The organism is bacterium, from assembly GCA_035703895.1.
In the GTDB taxonomy this organism is placed as follows: Bacteria; Sysuimicrobiota; Sysuimicrobiia; order Sysuimicrobiales; family Segetimicrobiaceae; genus Segetimicrobium.
The window spans coordinates 1-19,549 of the sequence record DASSXJ010000058.1 but is presented as its reverse complement, the minus strand read 5'-3'; the positions used below and the strand labels follow the sequence as shown (position 1 = coordinate 19,549).

15 protein-coding genes and 1 pseudogene are annotated in these 19,549 nt (G+C 64.2%); 2 read left to right on the top strand and 14 right to left on the bottom strand.

Annotated elements, in window-relative coordinates; translation table 11 throughout:
- Positions 1-339: 339 nt before the first annotated feature.
- On the top strand, positions 340-765 hold the full coding sequence (locus VFP86_04180) for a hypothetical protein (protein HET8998822.1): 426 nt from the start codon (positions 340-342) through the stop codon (positions 763-765).
- A gap of 83 nt (positions 766-848) precedes the next feature.
- On the top strand, positions 849-3,464 hold the full coding sequence (locus VFP86_04175) for a galactose oxidase-like domain-containing protein (protein ID HET8998821.1): 2,616 nt from the start codon (positions 849-851) through the stop codon (positions 3,462-3,464).
- 170 nt (positions 3,465-3,634) lie between these two features.
- Here the strand turns inward: VFP86_04175 and VFP86_04170 are convergent, their stop codons facing one another.
- The 14 genes and pseudogenes from VFP86_04170 to VFP86_04105 form a co-directional block, all read right to left on the bottom strand.
- Positions 3,635-3,823, bottom strand: a complete 189-nt coding sequence (locus VFP86_04170) for a hypothetical protein (GenBank protein ID HET8998820.1) — start codon at positions 3,821-3,823, stop codon at positions 3,635-3,637.
- Positions 3,824-4,001: 178 nt separating this feature from the next.
- On the bottom strand, positions 4,002-5,237 hold the full coding sequence (locus VFP86_04165; GenBank protein ID HET8998819.1) for an FAD-dependent oxidoreductase: 1,236 nt from the start codon (positions 5,235-5,237) through the stop codon (positions 4,002-4,004).
- Positions 5,237-5,572, bottom strand: a complete 336-nt coding sequence (locus tag VFP86_04160) for a (2Fe-2S)-binding protein (protein HET8998818.1) — start codon at positions 5,570-5,572, stop codon at positions 5,237-5,239. Before VFP86_04160 ends, VFP86_04165 begins: the two co-directional genes overlap by 1 nt.
- Before the next feature lie 17 nt (positions 5,573-5,589).
- A pseudogene (locus tag VFP86_04155) lies at positions 5,590-6,747 on the bottom strand (FAD-binding oxidoreductase).
- Between the two features lie 328 nt (positions 6,748-7,075).
- Positions 7,076-7,837, bottom strand: coding sequence for a nitroreductase family protein (locus tag VFP86_04150; protein HET8998817.1), 762 nt, complete (start codon positions 7,835-7,837; stop codon positions 7,076-7,078).
- Positions 7,838-7,839: 2 nt separating this feature from the next.
- Positions 7,840-9,153 (bottom strand): FAD-binding oxidoreductase, encoded by a 1,314-nt coding sequence (locus VFP86_04145; GenBank protein HET8998816.1) that lies wholly within the window; start codon positions 9,151-9,153, stop codon positions 7,840-7,842.
- Complete coding sequence (locus VFP86_04140) at positions 9,150-9,812, bottom strand: haloacid dehalogenase type II (protein ID HET8998815.1); 663 nt, start codon at positions 9,810-9,812, stop codon at positions 9,150-9,152. Before VFP86_04140 ends, VFP86_04145 begins: the two co-directional genes overlap by 4 nt.
- Before the next feature lie 23 nt (positions 9,813-9,835).
- Complete coding sequence (locus tag VFP86_04135) at positions 9,836-11,890, bottom strand: ABC transporter ATP-binding protein (protein ID HET8998814.1); 2,055 nt, start codon at positions 11,888-11,890, stop codon at positions 9,836-9,838.
- A complete protein-coding gene (locus VFP86_04130) occupies positions 11,887-12,768 on the bottom strand; it encodes an ABC transporter permease (protein HET8998813.1) in 882 nt (293 codons plus the stop codon). The genes VFP86_04135 and VFP86_04130 overlap by 4 nt, the downstream gene beginning before the upstream one ends.
- Before the next feature lie 30 nt (positions 12,769-12,798).
- Complete coding sequence (locus VFP86_04125; protein ID HET8998812.1) at positions 12,799-13,746, bottom strand: ABC transporter permease; 948 nt, start codon at positions 13,744-13,746, stop codon at positions 12,799-12,801.
- Between the two features lie 24 nt (positions 13,747-13,770).
- On the bottom strand, positions 13,771-15,285 hold the full coding sequence (locus VFP86_04120; protein ID HET8998811.1) for an ABC transporter substrate-binding protein: 1,515 nt from the start codon (positions 15,283-15,285) through the stop codon (positions 13,771-13,773).
- A 43-nt stretch (positions 15,286-15,328) separates the two neighbouring features.
- Positions 15,329-15,550, bottom strand: a complete 222-nt coding sequence (locus VFP86_04115) for a heavy-metal-associated domain-containing protein (protein HET8998810.1) — start codon at positions 15,548-15,550, stop codon at positions 15,329-15,331.
- Between the two features lie 35 nt (positions 15,551-15,585).
- Positions 15,586-18,399: a heavy metal translocating P-type ATPase gene (locus VFP86_04110; GenBank protein HET8998809.1), complete on the bottom strand. Its 2,814-nt coding sequence runs from the start codon at positions 18,397-18,399 to the stop codon at positions 15,586-15,588.
- A gap of 5 nt (positions 18,400-18,404) precedes the next feature.
- Positions 18,405-18,704, bottom strand: a complete 300-nt coding sequence (locus VFP86_04105) for a metal-sensitive transcriptional regulator (protein ID HET8998808.1) — start codon at positions 18,702-18,704, stop codon at positions 18,405-18,407.
- Positions 18,705-19,549 lie beyond the last annotated feature (845 nt).

Genomic DNA, 19,549 nt, shown 5'->3' with positions numbered 1-19,549 from the left:
GCAAACCAAGAAAGTAAGAGGCTGGTCGATGTCCGTCCCGATCTGCCGCGTGAACAGCGCGCGGGCGCTGACCCGGTCGTGGCCGTCCGCGGTCTGCCCTCGATGGCCCGGATCGGTGATGTCGAACCTGTCCCGAGAATCACTGACGGCCCCGTAATGGGGAAGGACACCACGGCACCCATCGTTGGTCAACCCCGCATGGCGGCCGTTCCGCAGCAGCCATCAGTCCCACAGCCGTTACCGGGGAAACCGCAAGAGCGGCGAAGTACGCCGGTTGAGACCGCGCCTCCAGAAGCGTATGTTCGACTTGAGGTGCACGTCGAAAACGGCAGGCTCTCCGTGGTTGGCGTGCACGAAGTGGCAGGGCCCATCGACCTCCCAAGCGCCGTAGCCCGCGGCTACGTGTATGAAGCCTCCATCGACACTCGACGAATCGGCCTCGGCTCTATTCCGGATCTCGGCGTGCGTCGCGCCTTCGCCAATCGCGACGTGCCGGGCCCCGAGGGCAAACATCGGTTCATCGCCGAGCCCAGCTTCGACTTCTTCGTTCGCGTTCCTAAGCGGGAACTGCAGGCGGCCACGCTCCCGCGTCTGACGATCGTGCTCCATCAAGTGGGAGAAGCCCCGGACCGACCCCTGACGCCGGAGCCCCTTCATACGCAGGCTGGGGTCAAGGCGATCGAGATCGGACGGCTGTCTGGCATCAGGCTGGAGGAGCTTCCAGCCGACGTGCGCTCCCATATGGAGCGCATCCTGATGCGTTAGCGAAGCCTCACTGTCATAGCGAAGCTTTACGTGGAGAGTCGCAACTCAGGCGCTATGCTAGCAGTCGCTACAAAGGAGGACGCGTGGGCGCTCCCGTCAAGTTCACTCCGCAAGCGGTGAACTTTGGGTCGGTCTCGCCGGGGTCGACGGGCCCGCCGCCCGGGCCGCCCGGCGAGAATGTCGACTTGTCAGGTGGCGTGTTTCTTGATAATGCGCCCCCCGCGAACGTGACGGCCAAGCTCTCCGACAACACTGCCGGAGTTTTCAAGATCGCGAGCGTCGCCGTATATCATTGGGTCGTGATACCACTCCCTCCCGGCCCACCTCAGGCGCCAATCTCTCCCCGTTTTCCAGTACGGGGAGAGCGCGTCCTCGAGCTGGTCGCGCAGTCGGATGGCACGAGTTCGCTCCCCGTCAGGCAAGGCCAGTTCGTGCTCGTCAGCATTCGGTACACGGCTCCTAAAAAGGGCGACGCCTTCGGCGCAACGCTCTTGATTGCAGGCGATGCCTGGTCTCCGAACCCAGTGCAGATTCCGCTCTCCCTCTCGCTCGGTGAGATCGCGACACATCTGGGAGCGACTTTGTTGACGATCCCGCAAGGCGGCTCGGGCGATCTACCGATCGTCGTGCAGTCGCTGGCCGGACCAGACACCGACGTCACCTACACCCTGGACACCGGGCCCGGCCCGCAAGGGGTGTCGCTGCAGCCGACGACCGTTCACGTTCCACGCGGAGCCAGCGTCAATGCAAGCCTGCACTTCACCGTCACGGCCAACGCTCCAGTGGTCAGCAACCAGACGTTGTGGATCATGCGAACCGCGTTCGGCGGCTCGCTGCAAAACAACCCGATCGAGAACGAGCCGAGCATCACGATTGACCCGGCAAGAATGGCTTATTGGTCCTCACCTTTCGAGCCCGAAGCCAGTTTCGGCGAACCGGATAAAAGCAAGTGGACCCTTGCAGTTCACGCTGCTCTGCTACCCGTCGGAGAAGGAATACTGGGCTCGATACTATATTTCTCGGGCAACCGATGGGACGCCAATAACCACGATGCGGGCATGGTCAATCACACCGTGTTAGTTAATTATCAGTCACAAGCAGTAACCAGGCCTGGCACGCCAAGAGGCCCAGGAGGTTTGGCTCAGAATGAATTCTTTGACCTCTTTTGCAGCGGTCATTCTCTGCTCGCGGATGGTCGCCTTTTGGTAGCTGGCGGCACGAGTATGATGTCCATTCCAACGTCCAGCAATCCACATGCGGGGCATTGGGGCGGGTTGCGGGAAGCCTGGATCTTTGACCCGGCCGCTACGCCGAGTTGGGTCTCCATCGCGCCGATGAATTACGCTCCACAATCCTACACTCCCGGCAAAACCAAACAGGGTGGTGGACGATGGTATCCGAGCCTCCTGACGCTCGGTGATGGCTCCGTAATCGCGATGTGCGGACATCCGAGAATCTACTCGGCAACCGCAAAATTCAAAGGCGTTCCAATTGATCAATACAGTGCCCCGCCCGGGTCTTCCTTTCCTCCACCATTCTCGGTCCTTCCTTGGGATGATGAGCGGCACAACAACAATACCCCCGAGGTGTTCTCTCTCGTGACCGGAGCCTGGACGTTGTTGGACGCGCTAGGCGAGGGTCTTAATCCAAACATGGCTGTATTCTATCCAAGGCTGCACGTCTTGCCGTCTGGGAAAATTCTCATTGTTCAACCTCTCTATTCGGACGTTGCGTCACAGGAAAACACGCTTGCCTTTGCGATGCGGAGCTTGATTTATGATGCGTCGTCGCAAGCCGTTACCGCCAGCTTCCCGGGGCCCCAGAATAGCGAAGAGGACTACCTCAATAGCAATACACTGGCTCAATATACGAGTTCCGTCCTGCTACCGTTGCTTCCCGATGACAAATATCGTGTTAGGATCCTGCTATGTGGCGGGGAGCAGGCGCTGATTACCACGTTGCAGGCGGGTGCCGAGTCCTCTGCATCCTGGCAAGTGACGAATCCGCGTCAGGTGAAGGGGAAAAGAAACCATTGCAACGCAACATTGCTTCCAACCGGTGAAGTGTTTGTCAACGGGGGGATGAAGGATCCGGCCCTGAGCGGTCCAGGCACCGATGCAACAAATGGCCAGCAGGTTCCGGAAATCTTCGATCCGAGCACTACTACTTGGCGGGCGCTTAATGACGCGCCAGCCAGAGTCCCACGCGGTTACCATTCCGTTGCGCTTCTTATGGCTGACGGGCGTGTTTGGACGGCTGGGTCAGAGGTAAACAATACCTTCGGCGCACCTTCTTCCGAGTTCAGGATTGAAGTGTTCAATCCGGACTATATTGCCGAATGCGACCGGCTTGTGATTAGCTTAGCTCCGTCCAAAATCGGCTATGGTGAAACTTTCACCGTTTCATTCCAATTGTCGTTAGGGTCAGCAGGTCAAGTGGAGTCGAGGTTTCATTCCATTTCTAGAGTGGCTGTCATCAGAGTCGGATCAGTAACTCACGGGTTTAACTATGATCAGCGCTATGTCGCGCTGGCATTCGAGACTACGACGGCTGCTACACTTGGCTCACCCGTTGGCTATCTTCGGGTGCAATCCCCGCCAAATGGGAACATTGCTGCTCCAGGCAATTATATGCTCTGGCTTCTCGATGACGGCGGTCGGCCAAGTCTATACGCGACTTTTCTGCGGATTGGCGGCTGATCCAAAAACTCCACAGTGAAGTTGCCCCGGTTGCGGCGTGCCCAGATAACGAGGCACCCAAGAAGGGAGGTGGAGCTAAGGGCGCACCAGGGACCTGGAAATCGAAGGGACGCAGGCGCTGCCCATGGCAAGAGCAAGGGATCAGCGCCCCAACTGGACGAGGTATTGTGTCATCCCGCTTCGCTCAGCCGCACATGGAAGAATGGGTACAGGGCGCCGACCGCTTCGCGGTTCCCATCAATCGTGTTGGTGAAGTTGGTGTTCTTGACGGCCGACCCGGCCGAAACGAACCCGGCGATGAGATGCGGCGGCTTGCCCCTGAGATGCTCCAGCACCACCGGGTGTTTCTTCTGCGGCATGATGTTCGACGTGCCTGCGACACGGCCAGCATGATCACGTGCGCCTTGTTGGCGACCGACATGTAGCCGAGGGTGCTGCTGAATTCCGTCTGAAGCCTGGGCCGGTAAACGTGCTCCAAGACTTCCTGAGCCACGGCCTCGGTAAATCGTTCGGTCACGAGCGACTTCACGGTCTTCCTCACGCCTGCGCGCCGCGGCGCGCCTCTTGCCACGAGCCGGCGATCGCGGCGCGGCCGGCGGCAATGTTGCGCCACAAGGGGATCGCGTGGCGGCGAATATCGTTGAGCTCCTTTTGTACCCGCTGGAGTTCCGCATCGTACTCGCCGCGCGGCATCCGTCCCGCGGCACTAGCGACCGCATAGCCGGCAAGACGGCCCTGAAGCGCTGCAATCGGCGCACCCTCGACCCCCGTGACGCTCCCAGCAACGAAGACGCCCTCGGCGGTCGTCTCAAGCGCGGGACCGTGCAGGGGCACAGATGCGTCCCACTCAGCCACGTAGGAGATCCGACAGCCGGCGATCTCCGGCAGCTCGGTCAACGGGGCGAGACCTCCTGAGGTACAGACGAGGTCGACCTCAACCTCGCGGGCGGTCTCCAGGTCGGGTTCACCTGCCGGCGTCAGGTCGGCGAGAATGACTGACTTCACCGATCCATTACCGCGGATCTCCAGTGCGGCCCGACGGGGCATGACGGCAATATCCCAAACTCTAACGCCGTCAGGAGGAAAGAGACGGGCGACAAGATGCGACGCCGCGAAACCCTGCAGCACACACCCCGCCAGCCGCAGTCCGGCGGCCGGCGCCCAGGCCCCCAATCGCAACAACTCGTCCACAACCCGACCGAGATCGGCCGGCGGCCCGGTAAGCGGCCCAGGAGCCGGCATCACGACGCCTGCGACCTCAACACCCACGGAGGTCAGTTGCTGGGCAACGGTCAACGCGAGCAGGTCGATGCCGATCAGTACCGCTCGCCTGCCGGGCAGCACCCGGTGGTGATTAATCATCGATTGGGCCGCGCCAACGGTCATGACTCCCGGCAGGGTCCATCCCGGAAGCGCGACGGGCAGTTGCATGGCTCCGGTCGCCACGATGAGACGAGCAGCCTCGATTTCTGCCGGGCCGGGCCCGTGGAGCATGATCCGCCATCCCGGGAACAGTCCCCATACCGTCGATCGCAGACAGAACTGAGCGCCGGCGTTCTTCGCGGCGGCGGCGAGATCCGCGGCCACCCGAGGTCCGTTCCACACATGGCCTGCACGGCCCGCTTCCGAGATCTCGTGAACCTGACTCAAGAGGCGTCCGCCGGGCTCGAGGCCTTCATCGAGGATAATCGTGTTGAGGCCGTGCTCGGCTGCCGCGGCGGCCGCTGCGAGCCCCGCCGGTCCGGCGCCGATGATCGCTACGTCGACTTGCATCAGTCGCTCACTTTGTCGGCCGACGGGCCTTGCCGCTCCCATAGGCCTTCGACCTGCAACCCCGCGCGCACGGGTTCGAGGCAGGCGCGCACGTCGGGAACGCCGTCCACGGTGACACGGCAGTCATAGCAGTGTCCGATGCCGCAATAGACGCCGCGTGGCTCCCTCCCGGAGCCCGTGTACCGAAGCGTCTTGATGCCGGCCGCCCAGAGGGCGGCTGCGATCGTTTCGCCCTCTCGTGCCTGGACAGGCTGTCCGTTGAAACAAAATGTCACGGCCGGAACGTCCGGCAACGGACCCAGGAGAGGGTGGTCCAGCACTCGTCCATTCGCCACGATCTCACCCTCCCGCGCTACATCGGTTCCGGTTCGGTCTTATACACGGAGTTGATGTCCAGGCCGGGCGGGAACCGGCTCAGGCGCAGGCCTTCGATATCGATGCTCGGGGCGCGGCCCTGGACCATCTCGGCGAGCGTCTGCCCCGCGCCGGGACCCAGACAAAAGCCGTGGCCGGTGCAGCCGGTCGCGACGACCATGTTCTCGACACCGGGCATGCGGTCTACGATGGTGACGCGGTCCGGCGAGACGGCGAGAATGCCGGCCCAGGCTCGAAGCATGCTCGTGTGCTTCAAGGCCGGCAAGACTTGCATGCCCCGCACGGCGAAGCGGCGGATAGACGAGTACGTGTTTTCCCGCGTAAACCCAAGTACGTCCCACGCCCCCCCACCCCCGACCAACAGGTTTCCTGTCCGCGTCGGCCTGATGTAAACCGTGTTCCCGCTGATGAACTGGCGGAGCACCGGGGGCATGGGGAGGGTGACCGCGACCTGCGTCGGGCGAGCCAGGATGGGCAACCGGCTTCCGATCATCGCGGCAATCTCGTTCGCCCACGGCCCGGCCGTGTTGACCACTGCGTCCGTGCCGATCGTTCCGTGAGTGGTCTGCACCGCGGTGACCTGCCCGCCGCGCACGGCGAGCCCGACGACCGGCGTGTCAAGGTATATAGTTGCGCCGAGATCGCGCGCGCAGCGGGCGATGAATCGCGTCGCAAGAATGGGGTTCGACTGTCCGTCGGTCGGACAATAATTCGCGGCTAGGACCATCTCTGAAAGATTGGGGCACAGTTCCTTCAAGTCCGCGCCCTGGATGTGGCGAACATCGAGTCCGATGCTCCGCAGGCGCACGGCCGCTTGTTGAAGGCCGCGAACCTCCTCTTCCGTGCAAGCTAGTGAAAGGTTGCCGTGCTGCTCGTAATGAAACGCGCCGCGAAGCTCGTCGCGAAAAAACTCCCACCACTTCACGCTCGCCATGGCCAACGGCACCTCGGCAGGATGCCGGGCATTCTGGCGAATTCCCCCGGCGTTCCGTCCGGAGGCCTCGGTGCCGACCTGCACCGCTCGCTCGACGAGCGCGACGTCCAGGCCCTCTCGGGCCAGAAAATACGCGGCCGAGCAGCCCATGATGCCGCCGCCGATGACCACAACGTCGTGGTTGCGCACGCTACTCATGCTCGCAGCGCTCCGCCGGCCCGGCTAGACGCACCATCGGCACCAGGCGCACCGGCAGCCGTGGACGAGGAGCCTGGAGCATGGCCGGCTCTATGCCAAGACGTCGGGCCACAAACGCTCTCAGCAAGGAGAAACAACAGCGACCCTGGCATGCCCCCTTGCCGGCGCGCGTAATAAGCTTCACCTCATTCAACGTACGGGCGTCCCAGTCATCGATCGCCCGCGTGACGTCTTCGTCCGTCACCAGTTCACATCGGCAGACCGTAACGGCACACATCCGGACCCTCCCTGTCGGTGTGGCTCGCGGCGTCGACCGCGCGGGCGGGACGCGTTATTCGAGCCAACGCGTCTTCTGCGCGTATGGCGTGCGCCGGCGCTCGGGCGTGCGTTCCGGATAACCGGCGTACAGGATTCCCGCGACGCGCCGGCCATCCGGAACGGCGAGAAGGTCACGGAGCCCGCGGTGGTGGATGAATCCTCCAGTCCGGAGGTAGGCGCCCAATCCAAGACCCACCGCGGTGAGCAGCATGTTTTGAATGGCGCACATGGTCGCGGCATAGTCGTCGTCCCGGAGATCGGGATCGTCGGGAGACGTCGTTGTGACGGCGATGATCATGGGGACGGCGACGGTATCGGCGTACAGCTTTTGAAGCGCCTTCTCAATCTCCGGTGCGTCCGGGTTCTTGAAGAGCGTCTGCCGGAAGTCGATCCGATGTTTGGCAAAGGCGCGTTTGGCCTCGCCGCCGAGGACGTGAAACTCCCACGGCTCGGTGAGATGGTGATTGGGCGCCCAGACGGCGCTTTCCAGCATGCGCTCCACGAGTTCGCGTGGAACCGGCTCGTCTTTGAAGCGGGAGATGCTTCGCCGGGTTTTGATGGCCACGTCGACCGGCATGGTGATAGTAGGCCCATCGAGCACGGCGGCGACTGCGGTTTTTCGATCTCGCTCCAGATATCGCTCGGGGTCGCTGTCAAACGCCCCCTTGCACGCCCGCGCGCAAAAATAGTATGTCGTGCCGCGGTAGTCGCTCGTCCATGCAGCCGTCGCGATGTCGACGTCCATTTCGCAGACCGGATCGATCGCCGTTGCCATCGTCACGTCAACCAGTCCAGCACTCTGTAATAGGCGCCGATCATGGGCATGAACCACGGCCGGCCGTTGTACAAGGGGATCACTGGAAACGGCGAATCGAAGAGGTTGGCTTCGGGATGGCCGTCCATCACCTCGGCCATGCACCGCCCCATGTACGTGGCCATCTGCACCCCGTGGCCGCAGTATCCCACGGCGTAGAACACGCCATCCATTTGTCCGGCATGGATCATGCGGTCGAAGGAAAAATCGACCGTTCCGCCCCAAACGTATTCCACCCCCACGCCGGCGAGTTGAGGAAACACGCGGGCCATTGTCTCGTACAAAATGCGGCCGGATATCCGATTCGTCTCCGCCGTGGACTGCCCGAAGCGGGCCCGCCCGCCGTACGCCATACGCCCGTCCGGCGTCAGCCGGTAGTAACTCGAAAAGTTCTTGGTATCAGAGATGACACGGCCGTGCGGGATGACATCACGTGCCAGCGCGTCGCCGAGCGGTGCCGTCGCGATGATGTAACTGCCGACCGGGAGAATGCGCCGCCGAACGCCGGGATGGACCGGTCCTCCAAGGGCATTGGTCGCCAGCATCACCTGTTTGGCACGAACGACACCCCGCGACATTGTGACGTCGAAGCCGGCGCCAGGCGTGCCTCGAACGCGACGGATCCCAGTGGCGTCCGCACGCTCGTGCAGATCCACGCCCGCTCGGGCGGCCGCGTGTGCCAGCCCGGCGACATATTTCCCCGGATGGAGCGCGGCCCCTTTTCGATCGAGCAACAGGCCGTGGTACGAGCCCGAGCCGACCTCCCGGCGTTGCTCGTCGCGCGAAATAAGCTCGGTCGCGTAGCCGAAATCCCGCGCCAGCAGGACCTGGGTGTCGCCAAGATGCTCAAAGTGTGACGGCTTGGAGGCCGCCCGCAATCCCCCGCACCGCTCAAAATTGCACTCGATGCCCTCGGCCCGAACGATTTCTTCGACGCAATCGACGGCCTCGACCGCCGCGCGAAATAATCGCCGCGCCTGCGCCAAGCCGTACCGACGGACCGCTGCCTGCACACTGATGCTGAGACCGCAGGTAGAAAAGCCGCCGTTGCGCGACGAAGCTTCCCATCCCAACGTGGCGCGCTCAAGGAGGGTCACCTGAGCGCCCTTCTTCGCCAGGTGCAGCGCCGTGGAGAGCCCGGTGTACCCGCCGCCGATTACGACGACATCGGCCTGCACGGGTAGCGGTCGAGCGTCGTATGAAGGGATGGGCGGCGCGGTCTCCCGCCAGAAACAGACCTCGCGGAGTGCGGACCGCGGTTTGACCAAGACGCTCATGCGCCGATCAGATCGGGCAGCCGGGACAGGTCGGGCAGCACCTCGTACGGCCCATATGCCGGGTCGCCCGTTTCACCATCACGGTTGATCCAGACCCGCGGCCAGCCCAGCGCGTGCGCGGGCGGGATATCGTACTCGAATCCCCGCGCCACGTGAAGGATCTCCTCCGGCCCGCAGCCCAGTTTGCGTAGCGCGTAGCGTAAGGGCGCCAGCGACGGCTTGTACGCCCCGGCCTGCTGCGACGTGATGACGTGGTCAAACGGCACCCCGATGTTCCGCACGTTGCCGGCGATCAGGCGATCCTCGCTGTTCGATATGATCACCAGTTTGGAATGCTTGCGAAGCCGCTCGAGGGCCGGCGGCACCTCGGGGTACGGGCCGAAGGTCGGAACCGCCTCGACAATCGCCGCCCCGTATTCCGGTTGGTACTCGAGACCGAACTCCCGCATCGCCTTCTCGAGACTCCGGCACAGAACTTGATCGTACGACCGGTATTTCCCGACGATTTCTTTGAACCGGAGATCGTGGAACTCGTCGAAAAACGCCTCGGTGTCGATGCCGTCGAGTTGACGTCCAAGCACCTTCCGGGTCGCCGCGTGGAGCTCAAACTTGACGAGCGTTCCGTAGCAATCAAACGTCACGAACCTGGGCCGTTTCATCGCTCCTCCCATCGTGGTCCGGGTTACACCAGCCAGCAAGCGGCCGTGTGTCCGGGCGTCACCTGCTTCAGCATTGGCTCTTCCCGCGCACACCGCGCCTGGGCGAGCGGACAGCGGGTATGAAAACGGCATCCAGACGGCACGTTGCGCTGACTCGGCAGATCGCCGTTCAGCACGGTCCTCGTCCGTCCGGCCGATGGCTGCGTTGACGGAACGGCGGACATGAGGGCGCGCGTGTACGGGTGCAGGGGGTTGCGGAACAGCTCCTCCCGGTCCGCGAGCTCGACGATCTTGCCGAGGTACATGACCGCCACCCGGTTGGCAATGTGGTTCACCACGCTCAGGTTGTGGGCGATGAACAGATAACTGAGCCGGAGCTCTTCCTGCAGATCGCGCAAGAGATTCAAAATCTGCGACTGCACGGACACGTCGAGGGCCGACACCGGTTCGTCGCAGACGATGAACTTCGGACGCAAGGCCAGCGCCCTTGCGATGACGATGCGCTGCCGTTGACCGCCCGATAATTCACGGGGATAGCGCCGCGCGTGATACGGTTCCAGGCCCACCTTGCGCAGCGTGGCGATCACCGCGGCGTCCCGCTCCTTGCCCCTGACGCCGTTGACCAACAGTCCCAGGCCGATGCTGTCACCCACCTGCATGCGAGGATCAAGCGACGAAGAGGGATCTTGGAAGATGATCTGCATCTGCCGCCGCAGCGCCTTGAGCTGGGTCCGATTGGCCCGCAAGACGTCCTGGCCGTCGAAGAGCACCGTTCCCGACGTGGAGGGAATCAGTCGCAAGATCGCGCGGCCCACGGTGGTCTTGCCGCAACCCGACTCGCCGACGAGAGCGAGCGTCTCGCCCTCGCGGATCTCGAACGACACGCCGTCCACGGCTCGTACCGTGCCGCCCCCGCGGCGAAAGACGCCGTTGCTCGTGGGAAAGCGCTTGAAGAGATCGGTGACGGAAAGGAGCGGATGCACGAGGGAATCCCGGTCGGCAGACACGCGCGCGGCAGACGAACCGTTGGCAAGCGCGCCGAGGCCGGGGCGGCAATCAGCACTTGACCCCGGAGCTTCGGGAAGTTCAGGCTTGACTACCGCCGCCCGGTCGTACAGCCAGCATCGTACCTCATGTCCCTGAGAGACGGCTTCCAGCGGCGGTTCGAGCTCCGTGCACCGGCTCATGTTGTGCAGCACGCGGGCCTGACAGCGTGACGCGAACCGACAGCCAGGCGCCGTGTCCGTCAGGGTGGGAACGGCGCCCGGTATAACGACAAGTCGGTCGCGCACCTCATCGAGCCGCGGCATGCACTCGATCAATCCCCGCGTGTACGGGTGGCGTGGCTCGGAGAAAAGGCTGCGGACGTTCGTCTGCTCCACGATACGCCCCGCGTACATCACGGCGACGCGGTCGGCCACCTCGGCAATCACGCCAAGGTCGTGCGTGATGACAATCACGGCCATGCCGAATCTTGAGCGGAGACTCCGCAGCAAGTCCAGGATCTGCGCCTGAATCGTCACATCGAGCGCCGTCGTGGGTTCATCGGCGATCACTAGATCCGGCCTGCATGCCAGGGCGATGGCGATCATGACCCGCTGTGCCATGCCCCCCGACAGTTCGTGCGGATAGGCATGGGCCAGGCGTTCAGGATCCGGGATGCCGGCCTCACGCAGCAGCTCGACGGCCTGCCGCCACGCCTCGCATTTCGGGACGGCACGATGCACCCGAATGGCCTCGACAATGTGCTGACCCACTTTGAACACCGGGTCCAGCGAGGACTGCGGCTGCTGAAATATCATGGCGACGCGGTTTCCGCGAATCTTTGCCATCTCGGCCTCGGGAAGACCGAGCAGATTGATGCCGCCGAGCCGGATCGAGCCGCCGACGACTCGGCCGGGCGGATCGAGCAGGCTCATAATTGACAACGCGATCGCGCTCTTTCCGCACCCGGTTTCGCCGACGAGTCCGAGAATCTCGCCGCGCCGGACCGTGAGATCGACACCGTCGACGGCCTTGACGACCCCTTCCTCGCAGAAGAAGCGCGTCCGGAGGTCGCGCACCTCGAGCAGGTTCACGTGCGCGGAGCGCCGTGCGGCGCATCGAACATCAGCATCAACCCGCGGCCGGCCAGCGCCACGCTGAGCGCGGTCACGAAGATGATCAGTCCCGGCGCGAGGACCAGAATCGGGAAGCGCACCATGTACGGCTGCGCCTCGGCCAGCATGGCGCCCCAGTCCGGCGCCGGCGGCGGCGCACCGAGGCCGAGGTACGAGAGCCCGGCGATGGTCAGCAGGCCGTGTCCGAATCGAAGGAAGCCCATGGCGAGCACGGGGCCCACGAGATGATGAAGGACGTGCTTACGCAGTATGAGCGGCTCCGTCGCTCCCACCGCCGATGCCGCTTCAATATAGGCGCGGGTATTGATCTCGAGCGTAATGGCCCGCGCCAGGCGCGCGAACGGCGTCCAATCCGTCACGGTAATCGCCAGCACGAGTGTGGCGAACCCCGGCTTCAGCAGCGCGGCGATCACGAAGCCGACGAGAATAGACGGAAACGAGATAAACACGTCGATCAGCCGCATGGCGATTTCTTCGATCGCGCCGCCGACCCGCCCGACGATGGCGCCGATCAGCGTGCCGAAAACGGCAGACACCGAGACGGCGACAAGCGTGATGGCCAACGGGAAACGTCCACCGTACGCGATCCGGGCAAACAGGTCCCGTCCCAACCGATCCGTCCCGAGCCAATGTGCCGCCGATGCCGGCTGGAAGGCATCGCGAAGAACCTGGTCGATAGGATCGTAGCGCGCGAGCAGCGGGGCGCCCACCGTGACGACCACGACGAGACAAAAGATCCCGAGGCCTGCGACGGCCGCCGCGTGCCAGGACCGCCGCGGGACGTTGCGCAATCCCATCTCCGCATCCGGGCGCACCGCGGCGGGGTAGCCGGCCATCGCGCTCACGTCCGATCACGCTCCATCATATTAGGGTTGCGGCCGGGCCAGCCGGATCGCCGGGTTGAGCGCGACGTACGCGAGATCCGCCAGCGTATTGATCACCACCGCCAGACTGATCAGAAACACCAAACCCGCTTGGATCAGTGGCAGGTCGGTCGCCAGCACGGCACTGTAGAGCACCAACCCGATCCCGGGAATCCCAAAGATGACCTCCACGATCACGGATCCGCCCAACATGCCGGCCAACCATAGCGCCACCAGCGTGACGACGGGAATCAGGGCGTTCCGCAACGCGTGTACCCAAATGGTTTGCGTCCGGGTCAGGCCGCGCGCCCTGGCCGCCCGGATATAGTCCATCTTCATCGCCTCGATGACGGCAGCCCGCGTGGCCCATGCGAAGTACGCGATGGGGCGGAACGCCAGTGTCAGGACCGGCATGATCATGTAAGCCGGACCGCGCCAGCCGGCCGACGGCAGCCAGCCCAACCTCTGCGCAAATAGGAGGATCAGCAGTAGCGCGATCCAGTATTCGGGCACGGCGACCCCGACCTGAGACGCGATCGCAATGAGGTTGTCCAGCCATTTACCCGGCCGGACCGCCGCGACGACGCCGAGCGGAATCGCCACGGCAACCGCCAGGGCGAGGCACAGGCCCACGAGTGTCGCGGTGACGGACAGACCTTCGCGGAGCAGCCCGGCCACGGGCTGCCGAGTCACGTAGGAGTAGCCCAAATCACCGCGCCCAAGACGCTCGAGCCAGTTGAGAAACCTGAACGGCATCGGGCGATCCAAGCCGAGCTCCACGCGGATTCGTTGGAGCACCTCGGGGTCCGGGTTGCGATCCGGTACGCGAGCATGCAGAATAGCAAACGTCGGATCCACGCCGGCCAGGCGCGGCAAGAAAAAGACCAATAGCGACACGAACATCAACAGTATCGGCAAGACGGCCAGCCGTCGGACCACCAGACCGCACATCAGGCGAACACTCCGTCCCGCGGCCTACCGGGCGATGTCCAGCGTTGGGGTCAAGATGTACCGGGTAAGCGGATACTGCCTGTAGTTGAGCACCTTTTTGTCATGGGCGACGATCGTGATCGGATGGTACACGAACACGCTGACGGCCTCGTCATCGACGAGGACGGATTGGATCTGCCGGTACAGATTGTACCGCGCCTCGGGGACACGCGCGTCCCTGACTTGTGCGAGAAAGGCGTCAACCCTCGGGTTGCAATACTGACTGATATTGTACGTCCCCTTGCAGGAGTAGTCCGCGGTCAGGAACCCTTCCGGATCGTAGACGTCGACGAGATGACCGCGCGAGAGCAACAGTGTGTCGAATTTTCCGGCGACGGCATCTTCATCGACGAGAGGCTTCACCTGCAAATCGGCAACAATCCCGACGTCTTTCAGCATCTTCTGGATCGCTTCCGCCGTCGGCGGTAGCTCCGCTCGGCTCGGGTAGGTCAACAGGGCGAACTTCAGGTCGCCCGGCTTGTAGCCCGCCTCGGCCAGTAGTGTCTTCGCCCGCTGCGGGTCGTACGGATACCCCTTGAGCCGCGAATTCAACCACGTTTTCTCGGTGGGCGCAAAGGGCCCAACAGCGGGCTGGCCGATGCCCTCGAGGATGCTGTTCACAATCGCCTTCTTGTCGATCGCGTACTGTATCGCGCGGCGGACGCGCACGTCGGTAAAGGGCCGCCGGCTGACATTGAAGTAAAAGGTAACCGTGCGGGGATCCGGTGACCTCATCACGGTGACTCTCGCGTCCTTCTCGAGCAATGGGACCTGAGACACTGGGACGTTGTTCGCAATATCGGCCTCACCGGTTCGCACCATCCCTGCCCGCACGACGCCGTCGGGCACGAACAGCCAAGTGGCCTCATCGATGGTCACGGGGCCACCCCAATAGTTCTTGTTTTTCATGAGCTTCAAGACGTCTTGGGCCGCCTGCGTGAGGACAAACGGACCCGTGCCGGTGCCCAGCGGATTCGGCTGCGCCCCCGCTTTGTAGGCCGACGGCGCGAGGATGCAGGTGTTGTACGAGAACAACCGGTTGGGCAGCAGCGTATCCGGAGCGCCCGTGCGAATGACCACCGCCATATCCCCTGCCGCATTGACGGACGTGATGGTATTGGCCGTGAAGCCTCGGGGGAGGGTCGGCACGCTTCGGATATGATTCAGCGCGGTGATGACCGCCTGAGCATTGAACGGTTCCCCGTTTTGAAACTTCACGCCTGAGCGCAGCTTGAATTGCCAGGTCGTCTGGTCGGTCCGTTGCCAGGATTCGGCGAGGCCGGGGGTAAGCCGTCCGTCGACGTCGATCTTCACCAGCGTTTCGCACACACTCGTCCGCGAAAGGTGCTCCGCGTCGTCGGTCTCCAGCGCCCACGCGTGGGACGGTCGGACCTCGGTCGACTCGGCGACCGTGATCCGCTTGAGCGGCGGCGAGGCCGCCGATGCCCAAGACGTAATGAACATCAGAACCGCGACGAGCAGGACCAGCATCCTCCTCATGACACGCTCCTCTCGACGCATCAGTGCAGGCATCAACAGTCCCTTACCGTTCCACCACCGCCTGCACCGGATAATCCTCGTCCGCCAGTACCTGTTTCATCCGCTCGACGTCGGCCTTCACCTCGTCGTACTCGACCTCCACCTGCGCTGCCGGGATGTTGACCTTGACGCTCCGGACACCCTGCAACGGGGTGAGGGCGCCGCTGACGACGCGTTCGCAGTGCTCGCAGGAAATACCCGGGACGCTCAAGACGACCCTTCGCATGATCGCTCCTCCTGTTCTCGCAGCCTCTCGAGTGGCTACCGGTTCTTCACGGTGATGGTGCCGCGCATGCCGCCGGCGTAGTGGCCGAGGACGTGGCAGCTGTACAGCAGCACGCCGGGCGTGCGAAACCTGTAGACCAGCGTGCGCGTCTGCCCGACGGGCAAGTCGAGGCTGAACGCGGCCTCATCGCCCATAGTCATGTGCATTCCGCTGGCCATCTCGCGCTCGTGCGTGTCCTGGATCGCTGCCGTACCGATGACGAACTCATGTGGAAGGCGGCCGGTGTTCGTGACGACGAAGGCCACGGTCTCATCGGCCCGCACCGTGATGGTCCCTGGGACGAACCGCAGCCCGTCGGTCGCCTTGACGGCGATCGTCCGGTCCGATGGCTTGGCGGGTCCCGCGCCGGCCGAGGTCATCGCCGTGCCAGCGGCGGTCCCCCGCCCCGTCAGCATGAGCGCCGCGGCTCCGACGGCCAGGGCCAACGCCGCGATCGCGGCGAGGTACGCATACTCGGCAACGCGTGCGCGGAGAGGCGGGTGCAGGATCTCGTCCACGCTCGCGGGCCGGCGGAAGCGGCGCAACCGGAGCGCGTTGGTGACGACGCTCACGCTACTCATCGCCATCGCCGCCGCCGCGAGCACCGGACTCAGCAGGACATGGAAGAACGGGTAGAGCGCGCCGACCGCGACCGGTATGAGGACAATGTTGTAGCCGAACGCCCAGACGAGCCCCTGCTTGATCACGCCCACGGTCTTGCGGGACAGGGCGATCGCGGTCACGATGCTGCGGAGGTCTCCGCCGATGAGTGTGATGTCCGATGCGGCCATCGCGACGTCCGTCCCGGTGCCGACCGCGATGCCGAGGTCGGCCTGCGCGAGCGCCGGAGCGTCGTTGATGCCGTCGCCTACCATCGCGACGACCTTGCCGCCTCCCTGGAGCCGGCGGACGACGTCGGCCTTCTCGTCCGGCCGCACTTCAGCCAGCACCTGCTCAGCGTCGATGCCCGCCTGCTTGGCGATCGCCTCGGCAGTAGCTCGGATGTCGCCCGTCAGCATCCAGACCTCGAGCCCCAGCGCGCGGAGCTGCGCCACCGCCTCGCGCGATTCAGGCTTGAGCGTGTCCGCCATTCCGATTACGCCGGCCCCCTGCCCGTCCACAGCGACATAGAGCGGCGTCTCCCCGTTGGCGGACAACCGCGCGACCGCGGCGGCGAACCCGTCCTCGGCGATGCCGCGCTCCTGCATCAGCGCGCGGTTGCCCAACACGACCTCGCGTCCCTCCACCACCGCCTGGACGCCCTGGCCCGTCAGCGACTGGAAGCGCTCGTGCGAGGGGAGCGGCACCCCTAGCTCCTTCGCGCGGGCGACGACCGCCACGCCGAGCGGGTGCTCGGAACCGACCTCTACGCTCGCGGCGAGCCGCAGCAAGTCGGACTCCCCGAGGCCGTTGAGCGGGACGATGTGAGTGACCCGTGGTCTTCCGCGGGTCAGCGTGCCTGTCTTGTCCAGGATGATCGCCGTGATCCGGCGCGCCTGCTCCAGTGCCTTGCCGCCGCGGATCAGGATGCCCTGCTCGGCGGCCTTGCCGGTGCCAACCATGATCGCCGTCGGCGTGGCGAGACCCAAGGCGCACGGGCACGCGATGATGAGGACCGCGATCGCCGCCTGCAGGGCGAGCATGAGGCGTGGCTCGGGCCCGAGGGCGAGCCAGCCAGCGAACGTCAAGGACGCAATCGCGAGCACCGCGGGGACGAAGTAGCCCGAGATGGTGTCGGCCAGCCGCTGGATCGGGGCCTTGGAGCCCTGGGCCTCCTCGACCAACCGGACGATCTGCGCGAGCGTGGTATCCTTGCCGACCTTCGTGGCGAGGAAGACAAACGAGCCCGTTGTGTTGAGGGTTGCACCGATGACGGTGTCGCCCGGGCCTTTGTCCACGGGCAGGCTCTCGCCGGTAAGCATGCTTTCGTCCACAGCCGAGCCACCCTCGACGACGGCGCCGTCCACCGGCACCTTCTCACCCGGACGGACGCGGACGAGATCGCCAACCTGCACGGCATCGACCGGGATATCCTGCTCGATCTCGTCCCGGACGACGCGCGCGGTCCTGGCCTGGAGGCCCATGAGGGCCTTGATCGCGGCGCTCGTCTGCCGCATGGCGCGCGCCTCCATCCACCGGCCCAGGAGGACCAGGGCGATGATAATTACCGCCGTCTCATAGTAGAGATGGGGCGGGAACCCCCAGCGCTCGGCCAGACGCGGCCACAGCGTGACGAACGCGCTGTAACCGAAGGCGACGCTCGTGCCCATCGCAACGAGCGTGTTCATCTCCGCGCTACCGTGCCTGGCGGCCGCCCACGCGGTTGTGTAGAAGACGGCGCCGGCCCAGAACTGGACGACCGTGGCCGCGATGAGGAGGGCCGGGGCGAGGAGCTCCATCTCCACGTGGAACGGGAGGTACATGACGGCCATCATGCCGAGGCCCAAGAGGAGACTCACCAGCCACTTCTGCCGGAGGTCATCGAGCTCGCGCTGCCGATCTTGTTCGCGCGGGTCGCTTGCCGGCAGCGCCGTCGACGCAGCCCCGGGAGGCCCCTGCCCCGCCCCGGGCTGCGTCGAGGCTGGTGCCGCGGGCCGCGCGTCGACCTTGTAGCCCGCCTGCTCAACCGCCCTTTGCAGTTGCTCGGGAGCGGTCACCGACTGGTCGTACGCAACAGTCGCGGTCTCGGTGGCCAGGTTCACGCTGGCCTCCCGCACGCCCGCCACCTTGGACAAGGCCTTCTCGACCCGCCGGACGCAGGACGCGCAGGTCATACCCTTGATGCCGAGCTGTTGCGTTACAGGTGCCATGTTATCTAGCTCGGCCGGCCATTCTCGAAGATCTCGAGCAGTTCGGAGATCACACGCTCGCGCTCCCCGGCATCGTCTGAGCGGATGGCCGAGCTGACGCAGTGGTTGAGGTGGCGCTCGAGCAGGAGCGCGTTGGCCCGGCTGATGGCGCTCTGGATCGCCCGGGTCTGTTTGAGCACATCCATACAATACCGATCTGCTTCGACCATCCGGATCACCGCGCCCATGTGTCCTTCGATGCTGCGCAGCCGCCCCAGGATCTTCTCCTTGCTCTTGGGATCGATTCCTGTGACAGTCCTCGGCATGCCCGCCTCCCTCCCCCCATAGGGGGGGTTGCAATCCCAGTTTACCCATTCGCTGGCGGCGTGTCAAAAGAGATGGCCCCACCCGGAGGCGGTCGCCCACAAGGCAGTGCGACGACCGGCCTGAGCGCCGGACGGTGCGCGATGAACCTGGTCGCCTCGGTGTGAGCCTCTCCGGCGCTGGGGGTGGAGGAGTGAGCCAGTGTGGTCCGGGCCTCGGAGAAGCAGGTGTCCGCGGGGAAGCTGGAGGCGGCGGAAATCGAACCCGCAACTTCGACGACGTCTGGTCCGGAGGCAGCGCCCAAAATGGGCCTGGGTCGCTATAAGAACTTGGGCAGCCACCTTCCCTCCCCTCCTGCCCCTGGAGCTCTTTCAAGAGCCTCTGGAGGCACGCAGGACACGTTCTATTAGCGACTGCCTCGCTCATGGAAGCTCAGATCTGATGGCTCCGAAGTTCTGGAACATGTGCAAAATGAGTGCAAATCAAGTGCAGGCCGGCGGGCTCGCTTTCTGGCGTCCATCTGTGAGGCAAGTCTGACAATGCTTTGCGGTGATTCTCGTCTTAAGATGGCGCACGGAGAATACAGTTTTGAAGACTGCGAGGCCCACCAGGACCCTTGCCCCTCCGTGTTTTACATCCCGTGCACGGTTCGTCTTTCTTCCAGCGTCTCCTGTGTCTTGTGGCTCACTCCTGCGTCCGGGGGTACGCAACTGTTGGCCAATGCGGACCCGCCCACCCAACCTCCTTCGATGGGCCCGAATGGACTAAGAAGATAGCTAAAAAGGCGGATCAACTCAAGAGGCGCCGAGCGACGGCATGCCCGGCGCCTCTTGCGCTCGCTCCGTAC